Annotated in this window: 16 protein-coding genes; 7 read left to right on the top strand and 9 right to left on the bottom strand. The window is 62.6% G+C overall.

Features of this window, described 5'->3' with window-relative positions:
* Positions 1 to 32 precede the first annotated feature (32 nt).
* Positions 33 to 1,442 carry a nodulation protein NfeD gene (locus tag M9890_02580; GenBank protein MCO5175845.1) on the bottom strand — a complete coding sequence of 470 codons (1,410 nt, stop codon included), beginning with the start codon at positions 1,440 to 1,442 and terminating at the stop codon, positions 33 to 35.
* A gap of 116 nt (positions 1,443 to 1,558) precedes the next feature.
* Between M9890_02580 and M9890_02575 the strand changes: the two genes are divergently transcribed.
* On the top strand, positions 1,559 to 2,998 hold the full coding sequence (locus M9890_02575; GenBank protein MCO5175844.1) for a bifunctional folylpolyglutamate synthase/dihydrofolate synthase: 1,440 nt from the start codon (positions 1,559 to 1,561) through the stop codon (positions 2,996 to 2,998).
* Here the strand turns inward: M9890_02575 and M9890_02570 are convergent.
* The 3 genes from M9890_02570 to M9890_02560 form a co-directional block, all read right to left on the bottom strand.
* Positions 2,985 to 3,929: an MBL fold metallo-hydrolase gene (locus M9890_02570; protein MCO5175843.1), complete on the bottom strand. Its 945-nt coding sequence runs from the start codon at positions 3,927 to 3,929 to the stop codon at positions 2,985 to 2,987. The genes M9890_02575 and M9890_02570 overlap by 14 nt on opposite strands.
* Positions 3,930 to 3,959: 30 nt before the next feature.
* Positions 3,960 to 5,087 carry a metalloregulator ArsR/SmtB family transcription factor gene (locus M9890_02565; protein ID MCO5175842.1) on the bottom strand — a complete coding sequence of 376 codons (1,128 nt, stop codon included), beginning with the start codon at positions 5,085 to 5,087 and terminating at the stop codon, positions 3,960 to 3,962.
* Positions 5,088 to 5,188: 101 nt separating this feature from the next.
* Positions 5,189 to 5,644, bottom strand: coding sequence for a cupin domain-containing protein (locus tag M9890_02560; protein MCO5175841.1), 456 nt, complete (start codon positions 5,642 to 5,644; stop codon positions 5,189 to 5,191).
* 141 nt (positions 5,645 to 5,785) lie between these two features.
* Here M9890_02560 and M9890_02555 point away from each other — a divergent pair, with 141 nt between their 5' ends.
* Entirely contained in the window at positions 5,786 to 7,582 is a 1,797-nt protein-coding gene (locus tag M9890_02555; GenBank protein ID MCO5175840.1) for a CAP domain-containing protein, read from the top strand.
* A 15-nt stretch (positions 7,583 to 7,597) separates the two neighbouring features.
* On the opposite strand, the gene M9890_02550 is transcribed toward M9890_02555, so the two are convergent.
* Positions 7,598 to 8,317 carry a phosphatase PAP2 family protein gene (locus M9890_02550; GenBank protein MCO5175839.1) on the bottom strand — a complete coding sequence of 240 codons (720 nt, stop codon included), beginning with the start codon at positions 8,315 to 8,317 and terminating at the stop codon, positions 7,598 to 7,600.
* Positions 8,318 to 8,367: 50 nt separating this feature from the next.
* Positions 8,368 to 10,533 (bottom strand): N-acetylmuramoyl-L-alanine amidase, encoded by a 2,166-nt coding sequence (locus M9890_02545; GenBank protein ID MCO5175838.1) that lies wholly within the window; start codon positions 10,531 to 10,533, stop codon positions 8,368 to 8,370.
* A gap of 248 nt (positions 10,534 to 10,781) precedes the next feature.
* Here M9890_02545 and M9890_02540 point away from each other — a divergent pair, with 248 nt between their 5' ends.
* Positions 10,782 to 11,585, top strand: a complete 804-nt coding sequence (locus M9890_02540; protein MCO5175837.1) for a DUF2085 domain-containing protein — start codon at positions 10,782 to 10,784, stop codon at positions 11,583 to 11,585.
* Between the two features lie 83 nt (positions 11,586 to 11,668).
* Here the strand turns inward: M9890_02540 and M9890_02535 are convergent, their stop codons facing one another.
* A complete protein-coding gene (locus M9890_02535; GenBank protein MCO5175836.1) occupies positions 11,669 to 12,121 on the bottom strand; it encodes a hypothetical protein in 453 nt (150 codons plus the stop codon).
* A 7-nt stretch (positions 12,122 to 12,128) separates the two neighbouring features.
* On the opposite strand from M9890_02535, the gene M9890_02530 reads away from it, so the two are divergent.
* Positions 12,129 to 12,665: a hypothetical protein gene (locus M9890_02530; GenBank protein ID MCO5175835.1), complete on the top strand. Its 537-nt coding sequence runs from the start codon at positions 12,129 to 12,131 to the stop codon at positions 12,663 to 12,665.
* Between the two features lie 69 nt (positions 12,666 to 12,734).
* Here the strand turns inward: M9890_02530 and rpsU are convergent, their stop codons facing one another.
* Positions 12,735 to 12,926: a 30S ribosomal protein S21 gene (gene rpsU / locus M9890_02525; protein MCO5175834.1), complete on the bottom strand. Its 192-nt coding sequence runs from the start codon at positions 12,924 to 12,926 to the stop codon at positions 12,735 to 12,737.
* A gap of 188 nt (positions 12,927 to 13,114) precedes the next feature.
* Between rpsU and M9890_02520 the strand changes: the two genes are divergently transcribed.
* The 3 genes from M9890_02520 (at position 13,115) to M9890_02510 (ending at position 14,712) form a co-directional block, all read left to right on the top strand.
* Positions 13,115 to 13,708, top strand: coding sequence for a hypothetical protein (locus M9890_02520; GenBank protein ID MCO5175833.1), 594 nt, complete (start codon positions 13,115 to 13,117; stop codon positions 13,706 to 13,708).
* Entirely contained in the window at positions 13,698 to 13,910 is a 213-nt protein-coding gene (locus M9890_02515) for a hypothetical protein (protein MCO5175832.1), read from the top strand. The genes M9890_02520 and M9890_02515 overlap by 11 nt, the downstream gene beginning before the upstream one ends.
* A gap of 151 nt (positions 13,911 to 14,061) precedes the next feature.
* Positions 14,062 to 14,712 carry a 50S ribosomal protein L25 gene (locus tag M9890_02510; GenBank protein ID MCO5175831.1) on the top strand — a complete coding sequence of 217 codons (651 nt, stop codon included), beginning with the start codon at positions 14,062 to 14,064 and terminating at the stop codon, positions 14,710 to 14,712.
* A 7-nt stretch (positions 14,713 to 14,719) separates the two neighbouring features.
* Here M9890_02510 and M9890_02505 read toward each other — a convergent pair whose 3' ends face one another.
* Complete coding sequence (locus M9890_02505; GenBank protein MCO5175830.1) at positions 14,720 to 16,123, bottom strand: glycosyltransferase family 4 protein; 1,404 nt, start codon at positions 16,121 to 16,123, stop codon at positions 14,720 to 14,722.
* Positions 16,124 to 16,158 lie beyond the last annotated feature (35 nt).

Raw genomic sequence — 16,158 nt, 5'->3', positions numbered from 1 at the left:
TTGTCGGGCCGGTTTCCTCGCAGCGCAGTGCGTTAGCTGCTCGGGTTCAGGCTTGGTGCAACGGGCGGTGTGCTGCCGGATTCTGATTCAACCGGTGCGACGAGAAGCTCCAATCCTTCAATGGCGACCACGCACACAGATTCGCCTTTTTCGACAGGGGACTCCGAACGTGCCTGCCACAGCTCGCCGAAGATGAACACCATGCCCGTCGGGCGCAGGTTGGTGCGCGCAACTCCGACTGTGCCAACCATTGCCGGCGTTCCGGTCACCGCTGGCTTCTTTCTGATTCGGACGACCGCCGTCACGATGAAGGCGAAGAAGAGCGTAACCATTGCCGTCATCGCGAAGATCACGTTGCGCGACACGTTCAGCACGTCGGGGTTGCGCGTGTTGGAGAGCAGCAACGAGCCGAACAGGAACGCAGCAACACCGCTTATCGTCAGCACGCCGTGCGTCGTCAGGAAGACGTCAAGTGCAAACAACACGAAGGCGAGGACCATCAAGGCCAGTCCGGCCCAGTTCGAGTTGATCGTGCCGAGGCCGTAGAAGCCGCCCAGCAGCAGGATGACGCCGATTGCTCCCGGACCAATGCCACCCGGATTGGCGATCTCGAAGATGATCGCCAGTGATCCGAGGCTCAGCAGGATGTAGGCGATATTCGGATCGGTCAGTACCTGGAGCAGCCGCTCGAAGAACGACATGTCGATCGTCGCGACCTGTGCATCGGCGGTCGTGAGTGTGACCTGCTGTCCGGCGACGGCGACCGTCATGCCGTCAGCCTGTTGAAGGAGCTCGTCCTGCGTCGCAGCAATGAAATCGACGACGCCGAGCTCGACTGCCTCACTGGCGCGGACGTTCGCCGCCTCGCGGACGGAGTCTTCCGCCCAGTCACCGTTACGTCCGCGAAGCTCGGCGAGCGAACGGATCTTGGCGACTGCGTCGTTGACGATCTTGCGCTCCATTGCCGTCGGCGTGTCGCTGACCTGACCGTCGTCGCCGATCTGCACCGGCGTCGCCGAACCGATGTTGGTCGCCGGCGCCATCGCGGCGACGTGCGCGGCATAGGTGATGTAGACACCAGCTGACGCCGCTCGCGCTCCGTCCGGCGCGACCCAGACGATCACGGGAATAGGTGCGTTCAGAATGTCGCTGACAATATCGTCCATGGCTGACGAGAGCCCGCCTGGCGTGTTCATCTCGATGATGATCGCGTGATCGCCGCGCTCGGCGGCACGATCGATGCCACGTCCGACGTAGGTCGCCATGACCGGCGTGATTGTTCCGTCGATGCGCAACTTTCCGACGCGCGTCTGCGAGTCAGCAGCGGCAGGAGAGGCCAGAAGAATGAGGAGCCCGAGCATGGCAGCGACTGCCCCGATCATACTGCGGGCAACGTTGCGTCGATGCTGGCTTGTAGCTTGACGTCGTGGTGTAGAAGACATCGCGAGCTCCTTTGCTCGTGTGCAGAGTAAGTATACGGTCTGGACCGTCTGAATGGCTGGAACGCCAGTACAATCAGCAAAGAGGCCGGCAGAATGAGTGAGATGGTGGAGTGGGCGTGAACGACGATTCTCGGGACGTATCGCAGGCGGTTGCGGCGGTGGATGACGCTGCTGCGGCATATGCGCGTGCCGAACAGTACGTCAACGGTTTGATCTTCGGTCCGCCATCGCCACCGCCCGGCACGCCACCTGCCGAGATCCGGGCGCGAGCTGTTGCGCGGCTGGCGCGACTGCGCGCGTTTCTGGAGTACCTCGGGAATCCGCAGCGTACCTACCGAACGATCCACATCACCGGGACATCCGGCAAAGGTTCGACGACGACGCTGACATCATCAATCCTGTCCGCCGCTGGGTATCGCGTCGGGACGCACGTCTCGCCCTATTTGCAGGTTGCGACCGAGAAGCTGCAGATCAACGGGCAACTCATTGCGCCGCATCGTTACGAACGCCTTGTCGATGACATGCGTCAGAGCATCGAGGCATGGGTTGCTGACGGGCACGAGCGACCGAACTACGGTGAATTCTGGGTCGCGATGGTGCTGCGCTACTTCGCTGAAGAGCACGTGGATGTCGGTGTCATCGAAGTTGGCGCGGGCGGCAGATTCGACGTGACGAACGTGATTGAGCCGGATGTCGCCGCGATCACCAGCGTCGGGCTGGACCACACAGTGACGCTCGGATCGACACTGCCGGAGATCGCCTGGCACAAGGCCGGCATCATCAAGCCCGGTTCAACTGCCGTCACCGGCGTCACCGATCCTGAATCGCTGGCTGTGATCGAAGAAGAGGCGCGCGTCGTCGGCGTTGAGCTTGTTCATATTCGCAACGGCGAGCGTTACAGCGACGTGCGCACTGAATCAACCGGCACGTCCTTCGTTGACGCTGCGAGTGGTGAGCGGCTGCGAGTGGAGCTGCCGGGCGAGTTTCAGGCGAGCAACGGAGCGATGGCTGTCGAGATCGCTCGCAAATTTGCGGGTGACCGGCTCACAATGGACGCAATCCGGAGTGGACTTGCCGATGCGCGCTTCCCGGGTCGCATGGAGGTTGTGCAGCAGAATCCGCTCGTATTGCTGGATGGCGCGCACAACCCGGACAAGGTGGCGTCACTCGTCCACAACCTGCAGTTGATCTACCCGGGGCGGCGCAAGATCGTCGTGTTCGGCGCGCTGGAGTCAAAGTCGCACCGCGAGATGATCGGCGCGCTCGCGCCTCTGGCCGATCTCGTTATCGCATCTATGCCGCAGGTGCTGGCCAAGCCGGCGATGGACGCCGACGAGATCGCCGCCGAAGCGCCCGGTGATGTCGAAACGCTCGTCATCCCCGATCCGCAGGCTGCCATCAGTGCGGCGCTGGGGCGTGCACACGATGACGACCTTGTGATCGTGACCGGCTCGCTGTATCTCGTGGGAAACATCCGCGAACGCTGGTATCCGTCGTCAGCGATCCTGAAGCAGGGCACCTGCTGGCCTGCTCTCGACACGGCTAGTCGGAGCTGATGCGGCCGGACTTTCGCAGGTAGCGTACGAGACCGTCGATCGACATCCAGTGCGGTGTCGTCAGCTCAAACATCGCTTCGAGGTTTTCGCTGCCATGCTGCACCATTTCGGTGTGCACGGTATCGGCCAGCTTCGCGATCAGCGCATCGCGGTCGAGTCCGTCCTTCACCCAGCCTTCGACCAGCACTACCCACTCATCGAGTCTGGCTTTGAGTTGGTCAAGGTGCGACGCGACATCGCTCCACGGCCCGAAGTGCGTCAGCAGCAGCTGATCCGGCGCGACCTCGCGCAGCCGGTCGATGCTGGTGTGCCAGCCCTCGATCGTGATGTCCGGCGGCGGAGTTGGCGGCCAGACTTCTGTTGCCGGCGGAATGCGAACCCCGGCGACATCGCCGCTGAAGACGAAATTGTTGGTGGCATCATGAAATGCGAGGTGATGCGAAGCGTGGCCGGGCGTGTACAGCGCGGTCAGCGATCGACCGCCGAGCGTCAACACGTCGTTATCGGCGACGACCTGCAGCCGGTTGGCATCAACTGGCCGGATTTCGCCCCAGAGCAGATCCATTCGATCGGTGTAGATGCGGGTTGCGCTGCGCACCAGGTTCGCGGGATCAACCATGTGCGGCGCGCCGATTTCGTGGACGTATAGCCGCGCGTTCGGCAGACGATCCAGCAACACGCCAGCCGCCCCGGCGTGATCCAGATGAATGTGCGTCACCAGCAGATGTCGGACATCCGCCAGATCGTGACCCAGTGCCTGAACGCCAGCCTCCAGCGCACCTAATGTCGTCGACGGGCCGCACTCGATCAGGGCCAGGCCGTCGTCGGTCGGCAGCAGATATGCGCCGATGACATGAGGCGTGTCCTGAAAATACAGATCGATCAGGCCAATGTCCGGCGTTAGCCAGCGCGTTGCGTTCTCTGATGTCATCTGGTCTCCCCCTCGGGCGGGTCTGGCGGATCAGCCTTGCGCACTGTCGGCAAGAGACACGAGCCGCGCCGCCAATGCGTTCAGCCGTTCACGGTAGATTGCGTAGTACTTCATGCCGTTCGTCGGGCGGACAGTCACCAGGTCGGCCGATTCGAGTGTGCTGAGGTGGCGCGACACGGCGGACTGGCTGATGCCCAACTGGGCCACAATCTCTTGCGCATAGAGTTCGCCATCACGCAGCATCTCGACGATCCGCATGCGCGACGGATCGGACAGCGCGCGGAAGCCTTCGAGCAGTTGCGTCGTTGAGAGCGCCTCGTCATCAACCGGCATGCGGACCTGGCCGGAGCGCCGCTCGATCACTGTCGCTGGATTGAAATACAGGATGAGTACTGGTGGATATAGGACGTACTGGATGAACTGGCCGAGGCGGGTCGAAGGACTGAAAATCACTTGATCGACGTCCCGCAGCCGGCTGCTGATTTCATCCGGTAGTCGGTGCCCAGTCAATTCTGCAAACGTCTGCTGCGCGGAACTACCATGCGTCAGGGTCTGCGCAACGCGGACGACCCGGCGCAGGTCGGGCAAGGTGGCGCGATATTCGTCCGCAAACACATCGCGCCAGAAGCCTTCAAGCAGGGCCAGCGTTCGCAGCTTCAACTGCCCCGGTGATATGACCAGCGATACGGCCTCGTCTATGTTGGCGCGGGTGATGGCAGGTCGCAAAAACATACGCCAGTCGTGCGGGTCATCGTCCGCGGGCGGCTCCTCAGCGAGGCCGCGGTCGCGATAGACGCGGACGACGCTGCGCGCCGCCATGTCCTTGAAGCGCTGCGCGGGCAGGTTGCGGAGAAAAGACAGGTAATCGTCAAACGAGGCGTTCAGTTGCTCGGGGGCGAGCGCATCAAACGCGAACAGCATTTCCTCGACGTAGTAGAGCAGGCGACCAGAAAAACCAAGGAGCAGGTCGAGGTCGTGCCGCAGGTCTTCATCCAACCCGCGCCAGGCATCAACGAGCCACGGATCGAGTGCGGAGTCTTCCTGATCGACCGCGTATCCGGCGCGGAACGCGAGTGAAATGGCAGATGTCAACGCGAGTGGTGCAGAGACGGCAACGAATTGTCGCGGAGCGGGTCTGCCGACAATGAGCTGGCCCACGGCTCTCTCCCTGTGCTGGCATGTTTACGGAACTGCGCGACCGGCCCCCGACCGGCATCACGCTATCACCATAACATGCTAAACCGGACTGCCCGTTGGCGCTAGCCCTGCTTCGATACCTGAGCGATGTAATCCTCGCGTGGTGGACTGAACAGATCCAGCACGAGGCACCCATTTGGTCCGGCCTTGCCGCTATGCGGAATCTCGCCCGGAATGGTGTACGCATCGCCGGGGCGGCAGATGCGCGTATCGCCGTCGATGCTCATTTCGATCTCGCCCTCGAGCACCAGACCGAGCTGCTCGTGCGGGTGGCTGTGCATGGGAATGCCGGCGTTGGGCTCGATGCGCACCCAGTTCGCCATCATTGCCCCGCCGACCATCATGCTCATCTCGACGCCCGGCGCGGGCTGGATCTTCGGCAACGCTTCGACCGAGTAGTAATACGCGGCGAACCTCGGGGAACCTTCGGCCTCTTCGGGCTGCACCCAGAAGCCGCCCGGGTGGCGTCCCGCGTCGCTTGCAGGATCGGGGTGTCGGTTGTCGGTTGGGTGGGCCATCTGCGGTTCTCCAGTCGTTTGAGAGCGAACGATTGCTGCATGATAGGTGATCTGCTGCAAATCGTGATGCATTCGAAACGGCAAAGTCATGTCCGAATAGGTTATGATTCGCCGCCATGGGAAGACGGAATGGGGATGTTTATGTGCGAACGTACGCATACATTTGCCACTCCCGGGCGTGCGCTGTCAATCGCTGCCACCGCCGTACTTTTGCTCGGGCTTGTCCTGGCAGCAGCACCGACTCGCGCCGCACAGGAGAATGACCCTCAGATTGTCGAGTCGCTCGCGCTGATCAACACCTGGCGCAGCTGGCTCGGCGTCGCACCACTGACGATCGACCCTGCGTTGCAAAAAGCCGCCGAGGCGCATGTCGAGTATTACCGGCAGAACTTCGGCGACCCGTCGTTGGCCGGCATGGGTCTGCACTACGAAACCGTTGGGCGGCCCGGCTTCACCGGCGAGAGCTTCCAGGAGCGCGTTGAGGCCGCCGGGTACGACGGCTGGGCCAACGAAAACGCAGGAATCTCCGGCTCGATGGTCTGGTCAACAAAGTGGTTCATCGGTACCGTCGGGCACCGTCTGACGCTGCTTGATCCGCGCTATACCGACATTGGTCTGGCAGCCGTTAACGACGGCAAGATCAAGTTTGAGATTATCGACCTCGGTACGAAGAAATGGAATGAGCAGGCAACCCCGGAGTGGGCCGCCTGGCCACCGGCGGGTTCGACTGGTGTCGGAACCTCGTTCGAGGGCGAAGCGCCGAATCCGTTCCCTGGCGCGTCGTTCCCGGTCGGTTATCCGATCACGCTGAAGTACTTCGGCGCAGGTGATCTAACACTCACGAAAGCCAGCATGTCGACCGGAGGCGTTGCAGTCCCGTCGTTCTCGTCGATTGGGTCTGGCTGGCTGACGCGTCAGACAATCCAGCTCGCGGCAAACAACCCGCTCTCCCAGGGAACGACCTACGATGTCCACATCGAGGGCACAGCGAACGGCCAGCCGTTCGTCCGCGACTGGAGCTTCACGACGACGACCGGCAATGACGAACTCGACCTGCCTGGCGCGTCACGATTCGCGCCGGTCGCGCCAGCACCGTCTCCGTCGCCGACACCATTGCCAACACCAGCGCCTGTCGTCGTGCCGGTCGAGCAGTTGCCGGATGGCTTGCGCGCAGCAGATCCGCTGGTGCAGCAGCTGTGGTGGGAGACAGACGGGCCGGTGGCGACCTCTGATCTCCAGCGAACCTGGCTGTGGGGGCCGGACACCTGGCTGGCGAAGAACGAGCAGTACGAGGAGTCCTCGAACGGCGACCGCCAGTCCTACTATTTCGACAAGGCACGCATGGAGGTCAACGACGCGACCGGCGATAGTGCGTCCCACGTGACGGCTGGTCTGCTGGTCCGCGACATGATCTTTGGCAAGGCGCAGGTGGGCGATGATCTGTTCATCAACATCGGCTCGGCTGATGTCCCGCTGGCCGGAGACGAGAAGCCGTACAACCGAGATGCCCCCACCTACGCCAGCCTGCGAAGCGTCGCCTCGATCGAGCAGGATCGCTCAGCGCCCGCGCGTGCCGGACGCGGAATCAGCGAAGTCCTGAGTGCCGATGGCTCGGTCTGGAATCTGGGGAATCTGGCGCAGCTAGCGACCTATGGATCGTACGAACCGACGCTGGGCCACAACATCGCGGCTGTGTTTGATGACTACCTTGCGTCGTTGCCAAACGACTGGATGATGAGCGTGGGCTTGCCGCTGACCGAGCCGTACTGGGTGCGCACGAATCTGGCGGGTGTCCAGACATGGGTGCTCGTGCAGGCCTTCGAGCGTCGCTTGCTCACCTTCACGCCCGACAACGCGCCGGAGTGGCAGATCGAAATGGGCAACGTCGGACGCGCCTACTACACCTGGCGATATGGCGCTTTGCCACCGTGGCGCTAGCAGCCGCGTGATCGCCTACTGCTGGTCTGCATCGACGTCATGGCGCCGATGCAGACCGATCATTGACGCCAGAAATGCTGTGCCGAGCGAATAGCTGGCCAACACGTCGGTCAGCCAGTGGTGCCCAAGGTAAATGCGCGACGGCCCGACCAGACTGATGAACGAAGCGATCCCCGCTGTCGGTGTCCAGCGCGACCAGCGCCCACGAATCTTCGTGAAGCACAGGTAGGCGAAGAAGCCCCAGAAGCAGACATAATGCAGAACATGACCGCTTGGGAAGCTCGAATCGCGCAGCTTTGCTTCTGTGACCTGGATGCCGTCACCGCCGGGACGCGGGCGCTGGATCAGCAGCTTGGTCGTGAACGAAAGCATCGACGCCAGCCAGGCGGCGGCCATGTAGCGTGCATCGCGCCGGAAGCCCATCAGCCAGACGCTACTGGTGGCGACGCCGGGCAGGATCAACGACTGGGGCCGAAACCCCGGCCACGAGATGATGTGCAGCATGCGCGAGAGGGCGGGGTGGCGGATTCGCTGCATGCGCAGTGTGACGACGACATCGCGCTCCATCCGTGGGTTGCGCCGCACAGCGATGAGCAGCGAGACAAACGCGCCGAGCGCGAGAAGCGCCACGAGCAGCACCCCACGACCGCGTGACGCCGCCTCCTGTGGCGGCACGGTCATCTCGTGGGCGTGCTCTTCGATCTGTTCGATGACATCGTGAACTTGCTGACTCACATTGCCCTCCCGGCGACGGATTGTACCGACACCGGGAGAGAGGAGTCAGCCTACTCGTCGCGCTTGATCCAGCCGCGGCGAATGAGGACCTCACGCGCGAGGTGGCCGAGCATGACCTCGTCCTTCGTTCCGGCGTAGTCGGGATGGTACTCGAACCGATTGCGCTCGAAATACTGGACGATGTGTTCCTTACCGTCCGTTTCGGACTGCTCGCGGAACTCTTCCGAGATTGGATAACCGAAGACTGGCAATCCGCCATTGCGCTCCCAGAACGCCTTGAACGCGTTCGACAGGCTGTGGCCGGTCTTGTCGAAGTAGCCATGATCGGCGTCCGAGGTGAACGGCGTGACACGCTGGAATGCGCGTTCATTCCGGCGGTTGACCGTTGTCTCGCTTCCGAGCAGGCCGAGCAGCACCTCATCATCGGTGCCGATGTACTCGGGGTGATACTCGAAGCGAGCGCGCTCGAAATACTGGGTCAGATAGCTGCCACCGTCGGTTTCGGACACCTCGACAAATGCCTCGGTGAGCGGATAGCCGAAGCGCTCAACGCCGCCGTTGGCGTCCCAGTAATCGGCAAACTGGGATGGCACGTTGTGTCCGGTGATCTCGAAGAACCGTGTGCCCGGATCACGTTGCTGAGCGACCGGCGTGACTGGCGGAGCGGCGACGGTGACGCGAGTTGGCGCGAGGCCGGTGTGCGTGTAGGCAACGAACTCCTGAACAACCGCAGCGCGAAACTCATCGGTGCCCAGCGAGCGCAGACGGACAAAGCCCGTGATCGTGCGCGTTTCACCCGCCGGAAGCGAGCCACCAAGTCCCCAGCGCCACGGGTTCGGCGTGCCGGTCCATGACTGCTGTTGCAGCGTGATGCGGTATTCGCCTTCGACTTTCGGATAACCGGCTGTGTCGAAGTTCTGTCCCTCGTCGTAGATAAAGCCCGGCTCCGGTCCGCCCGACCGGATCGTCGTGCCGCCGCTGTTGCGGACCTGCATCCGCACCTCAAGCAGATTGCCCTGGTAGATGGTCGCCGGCCCGATCTCACACGAGACGACCTCCAGGCCGCCCGAGATGGACGGAGAAGGCTCCGAGGGCGGTGGAGGTGCTGGTTGCACCGGCGGCGCGAGATAGATCGGGCCAGTACCAGCGATCGTCCCGCGCAATCTCGGGAGCAGCGGGTAGCACAGGTCGCCGGGGCACGATGTCGAAAGGACATCGCGGTGGCCGCACAGGTTCGGGCAATCTTCGAGGTCGTGGAAATCGGCGGCTGAGGTGACGTCGACATTCGGTGCCCGATTCCAGACGATTGATGCAACGGCATCGAGCATCGCCTGTGGCGGATTGGCGACGTCGAAATTTCCCAGCAGCGCGATGCCGATCGAGCCATTGTTGTACTGCAGCGAGTGCCCGCCGATAACATTCGGCCCGCCGAACCGGCCCTCGTAAATGCGTCCCTGCCAGTCGACCAGGAAGTTGTAGCCGATGTCACCCCAGCCGCGGGTGATGGCGTGGTAGTAGTAGACCGAGCGAATGCTTGCTAGCGGATCGGGCGGGTTATTTTCTGTCACCGTGTGATGGACGATGATCTTCTCAATCGGAGCATAGCTCGGCGGCCAGATCATTGGACCTGTGGGATCCTGATCCTTGAAGCGCAACTTCTCGTCAGCGCCCCAGCCGGAGCGGGGGATGATCATGCCATTGATGAGTATTGCTTGCGCAACCGCCTGGTCAGCTGTCATTGCGCTGCCGACCGCTGTTGACGATGTGTCGAGTGTTCCAACGACGATCTCGCGGAGGCCAGTGCCGTCGGCTACGGAAACGCGCACCTGCGCGGACACACCTTGTGAGAGGATTGGCGCGGCGTAGCGGCGCGTTTCGGTGCCGGTGTCGCCGTGATGATCCGGGTGCAGGGTGATCCAGTCGGACCAGCTGCCGTCCTTCGCGCCGACTCGGACTGCGATGGCAACCGCTTCGTCGTCGCTAGCCGCCGCATCCCATGAAACGTCAACTGAGTCGAAACCCGATTCGGGCTGCAATACTGGTGACTCCCAGTCACCAGACGTGGGCAGACCGTCCACAAACTGCCATTCCGAACGGAGCGCACCGGCCGCCCCGGCAAACGATGGCCAGCGTGTCACGTGCAGCATCGCAGCCGCGGTCGCTGCGCCACCAATTCGGAGAACCTCGCGTCGCGAAAAGCGTCTGGAGAGAACCATGAACCCCCACCCAGGCGTTGCGCTCGCCTCGCGGTCGTAGCGCTTCTACCGGCGCGAACAATGCGATACATAACCAGGACAGACACCCCAACGTGCGAACAGTACCATGAGGTGTACGTACACGCAAGGAGACGACGAAACCGGAAGATTTCGACGCTCGTTTGCTATAGTCTCGATCGATCGGAATCGATCTGGGAGTCGGCATGACCAGTCACGCGTCCCTACGTCTAGAACGTTCGAGAGCCTCGTTGGTCGCACGCGCCCCGCGCGGCTGGCCGGTCGTGTTCGTTTCGATCTGGGCGGTGTTGGCGATTGCGTTCCTTGCATTGCCATGGTCGGTCGAGACCAAGTCGCTCGCGTTGCTGCATGGGTTGTGTGCCCAACAGCCGACTCATTCATTCTATTTTGGCGATCAGCGACTGCCGTTTGATGCGCGCATGACCGGCATTTATGGCGGCGTCGCGATGACATCCCTCGCCCTGCTGGCGCTTGGGCGCTGGCGCACCGGCGGGTTACCTTCGCGCGGCATCATCCTGGCTCTCGTGGGCGGCATCGCCGCGCTGGCGTTCGACGGCGTGAACTCGACGCTTGTTGATGCCGGATTGGCGCATCTGTACCAACCGCAGAACATTCTCCGGCTCGTGACCGGCCTGCTCACCGGTACAGCGCTGGCAGTGTTCGTCTGGCTGCTGATCGGTAACATCGCGTTCGCGCCGTCGGCGCGCCGACCCGGGCGCGTCGTCGCAGGTTGGCGCGACATCGGCTGGATCATGCTCGCGCACGCCGGAGTCGCTGCGGTCGTGCTGACCACGTGGGGGCCGCTACGTGTGCCGTTGTCGATGCTGCTGATGATCTCGGCGATTGCGGTGCTGTCCGGCCTGATGCTGGGTTTCGTGTTGTTGCTGGGTCGGCGCGAGAATCGTGCTCGTACGACGGCGGATCTGGCCGGAGCAGCGACACTGGCGCTCGTCGTCGCATTGCTACTGATTGGCTCGCTCGCAGGTGGGCGATTCTTGCTGGAAGCCTGGCTCGGCCTGCCGGTTCAGGGATAGGAGAACGTGTGAACGAGCGTGGAACTGGTGCGGGGGCAAATGGCTCTGGTTCGGAATCGGACTGGCCGGAGACGCCCGGACAGCTAGTCTATCTGCTCGATGCAGTTGTCGCGCTCTTCGAGGACATCCAGCGCGGTACGCAGGTCGATCTGCTGGAGCGTCTGCTGGACTGTGTTGACTGGCACGAGATGTTCGGCGGCGACGGTGCGCATCCGCTCACGACCGAGCAGGTCGGACAGTTGCGTGATCACTATCGCGCCAAGTTCGCTGGCCTCGAACGCTTCTACCTGGCTGAGCAGCTCAGCACCGAGCTGATGACGGCGCTCATGGCGAGTGGCGACATGCGGTTTTCCGAAGAAGTCTGCCAGATCGGGCGCGACCGGCCCGAACTCTGGCAAGAGATTTCGGACGTTCTTCAGCCGCAAGGAGTTGGCTACCTCGATGGCGATGCTCGCCGACCTGGAACAGGCGGGGTAGACCAACGAGATGTGGCGTGTGCGAGTGCGCTCACCCCTGCGCTGGCTTTCGGCGGTCATGGGCGGGATGTTTCTTTTCGGAATGGCTGGCGTGCTCGATCAGCCATGGCTGATCGTCGGCGTGCCGTTGGTGATCGCGATCTTCGTTCTCGCGCCGCCCATCTGGGTATACAGCCACGACGAGGCCGTTATTGAGCGTGCAGTGCTGAGTATCGTCGCTGAGCTCGATAGCGACCGACCGGGCACGTTCGTGCTCTCCGCCGTGAATGCGACATCCATTCCTGCGACAGACTTCCGACTGCGCATTCTCGTGCCGCATCAGATCGTTCCGGCTCGCCGGCAGAGTCGTTTGCTCGGGAATGTCCTGAGTGGTGAGCTGGGACGGAACTGGTTTGTTGACGCGGCGACCGACGCGACGGCGATCACCTTTCGCGCGGCGCAGAAAGGCGAGCGCCCCGGGATCGTCTGCCCAGCTGGCGGCAGACTGCCGTTGGCGGAACTGTGTCTGCCGCCGCAAGGTGCGCCCTGGAACATCACGCTCGACTATCAGGTAAGTGGCGGCTCGACTGCGCCTGCGTTGATGACGCTGGCGCTGCGGTCGTAAGTCAGGATAAACACAACGACGCCGCCAAATGGCAGCGTCGTCTGAGTATCTGCAGTGGTGCGCAGAAGATCAGGAGGTCTTGGCCTCCTTGCGTCGGCGCTTGTGCTCGGCCTTGCGGGCCTTCGCACGTCGCTGCTCGCTCTTGCTGACGAATCGCCGCTTGCTGCGGAATTCGCGGAGCTTGCCCGATTTCTGCATCTCCTTCGTGAACCTGCGGAGCAGGCCCTCGAAGCTCTCGCTATCGCGTGCTTCAATCTTCATTCTTGTCACCCCCCCTCTGTCCTGGAATGGTGTGTTCTGTATTTGTGGTCCACGACGACTCAGGCACACAACGACCTCTCGGACGGAGTCGCCCGGACGCCTGATTGTACCGTATGCGCTGCGCATGTCGTTGAGCGCCGGTTCGCTATACTCGTCTTCGCGTATGGGTGGGAAGGGTTGAGCGATTGATGTCCGGTGAAACAGGCGTCATCTACTGCGGCACCTGTGGTGCCATGAACCCCCGCACAAATCACTTCTGCTCGGCCTGCGGCCATCAGCTGGTTGATGCGTACCACGCCTCCGAAGGATTGCGAGTATACGCAACAGCCGACTCGTCTGCGCCGCTCGTCGAGATCGTGCCATCCGGCGCAGATCTGCAGGTTCTGGAAACCGACGAGGAGCTGCCGGGCGATTTCGTGAAGATCGCGCTGGACGACGGGCGCGTTGGCTATGTCCGACTGCATGAGGTCGAGCAGACGGTCGGCGATATCGAGCAGGAAGCGACCCGGCGGGAGCCGATCGGCTGTATTTCGTCGACAGCCGTGTTGGCGATTCTGGCCCTGGTTATCGTCTCGGCAGCACTGGTCATGGTCACGGCGATTCGCTCGAACGACGACACGGCCGGGTTCATTGCATTCCTGGCCTGCATCATCATCGTGCCGTTCCTGCTGATGGTTGTCGGTTTCTACCTCTACGTGCGAAAGCGCGAGGATGAGCTGCTCGCCGAGCGCGAAGAGAATGACGTCAATGAGCAGGAAGATACGGGGCAGGATGGAAGTTGAGGCGCGGATTGAAGGGCTGCGGCGCTACCTGATCCATAGCGATGAGTACGCCGTTGTGTACTTCAGCCACATCGACGATCCAGAGACGGTTCGACAAGCGCAATTGAGCGTCGATGCTCTGCCGAGTGGGTTGGCAATCGGTGATACGGTCCGAATAACCTATCTCATCGGTATCGTCGCGGCGATCAGTCGCGTAGAATGATGCGTTAGCACGCGATGTTGCGCATTGCGTTTGGCAGGAAACGCACTCGCTGCTATCGTTAACGGTTGGCCGGACTGGGCGATCCAGTGCCGGGACGTGTGACGCGCACCGGCGCGCATGTAATGTGACATCCAGAAGGGCCCAGAAGCGCATGAGCCAACGACATGAGCTGACCGCGTCGATGCGTTCGGTCATCGGCAAGGAAACCAAGAAGCTGCGCCGTGATGGTGTGGTTCCCGGCGTTATCTACGGACCGGTTATCGAAGAGCCGCTATCCGTGAGCGTCGACATGAAGGAAATCGATCGCGCTTACGTCGCCTACGGGCCGAACGTGCTGATCGATCTCAACGTCGACAGCGAGAAGTACACCGTCTACATGCGCCACATGTCGATTGATCGCCTGCGGCGCGAGCCTATTCACGTTGAGTTCTTCGCGCCGAACCTGACCGTGATGATCACGACCTCGATCCCGCTGATGGTCGTCGGCGAGCCGGCCAACGACGACGGCGTTCTCACCTACGGGCGTGAAGCGGTCGAAGTTCGTGGCCTGCCGATGAACTTGCCGGCCGTCCTTGAGGTCGATGTGACCGGCCTGACCGAGATCGATCAGGCGATTCATCTCCGCGACCTGACGATTCCTGACGACGTCGAGCTGATCACTGATCCGGAAGAGATGATCGTCAAGCTCTCCGCGCCGCAGCTTGAGGCCGTTGAGGACGAGGAAGCAGGCGAGGGCGAAGAAGGGGCAGCCGCCGACGAAGCGGACGAAGCTTCCGAGGAAGCGTCTTCCGACGAGGAGTAACGCTCACTCACCCGCGCTTGTTCCGATTGAACAGAGCATTGAGGTCTGGCCGCGTCCGGCGCTTGCGCTGCGCGGCCAGTTCCGTATCCCGCTCAGCGACGGCAGCCTCCAGCTTGCGCGCGTATTGTGCCGTCTCGCTGTACATGCGTTCCAGCTTGGCGAGGTAGTCCGCGCTGGGGTCGCCGCCGCGCAACGGGCTGAGCTTCCACGGCTCGCGGCAGTAGCGCAGCAGCGGCTCGCACACCTGCTCCCAGGTGAAGCGCGACGCGACGTCCGCCAGGTGCGACCGCATTGCGTGCGCGCTGTCTGGATCGAGTACGCCACGGATCGCTGCCACAACTGAACTGACCTCACCCGGTAGCGCGATCGTGCCGATCTGCTCTTCGCGAACGAGATCGGCCAGCACATCGCCGTCGCTGACGACTGCCGGCAGCCCGCACCAGAGGATGTCCATCACGCGGGTGCGATAGGCGTAGCGTGCTTCAACAGTCTCGACGTGCAACGAGACGGCTGCGTCAGCTTCGAGCAGCCAGTTCTGGCGCTCGTCATACGCTACCCAGTCGTTGAAAAAGACATGGCGGTCGAGCAGGTCGAGCTCTCGGGCGAGGTTGCGCGCGTCCTCAACGATGCCCATCTCGGCGACCTGTGCCCCCGGACTGCGGACGCCCATGAAGACGAGCCGCAGCGTCGGGAACTCGGCCACCAGCAGAGCGACGGCCCGAATCGCCGTCAGCGGATCCAGCCAGTTCCAGACGCCGCCATTCCAGATCAGCAGCGGGTCATCTGGACCGAGATTGAACAGTGCTCGCGGGCCTGCGCCAGTCTTCCGAGGGCGGTCCGTCGGCAGGCCGAATGGCACGACATCGATAAGTGAGCGCAGCGCCGGGTCAGCCTGCAGGTAGCTCGGCTCCAAACGTCCGGCGAGCGTCAGCGTGCCGAGCCAGTAGTCGCGCTGGCGCTCGGAAGCGCACAGGAAGAAGTCGCCCAGCCCGAGCAGGCGCTTCAGGATCGTGAGGTCATCCTGCCGATGCGCCTCGCCGCGCTCAGGGTCGATACGCGCATACTCCAGCTTCTCCAGAACCCACGGGGCGTACAGGTCGATGACAAGATGGCGACTGTCCAGCAGTTCAGGGTCAGCGTAGAGATATGGCAGATGCTGGGCGACAGTGACATCGTGGTCAGTCACGAGCTCGACAAGGCGGCGGCCACGCTCGTCCTCGCCAGGGTGCCCGTATGCAACCAGCGTCACGCCCGGTGGGGGTGCGAGCGTCGTAATAGAAGGCGTTGCCAGCGTGACCGGCTGCTGCGCCCCCAGCACGCGGGCCATGTTCCAGTAGCGAATGCCGGAGCCGGCCATCCGCTCGCCGATCGTGTCAGACGCTATCAGCAGGACGCTGGGGGTATCGCTCACGCCACGCTCCCTCGCTCGGGCTGGAATAATGCCGT

This window comes from Thermomicrobiales bacterium, from assembly GCA_023954495.1.
Lineage (GTDB): Bacteria > Chloroflexota > Chloroflexia > Thermomicrobiales > CFX8 > JAMLIA01.
Note: the sequence above shows the minus strand (reverse complement) of the source record. Positions and strands in the feature narration are given on the sequence as shown.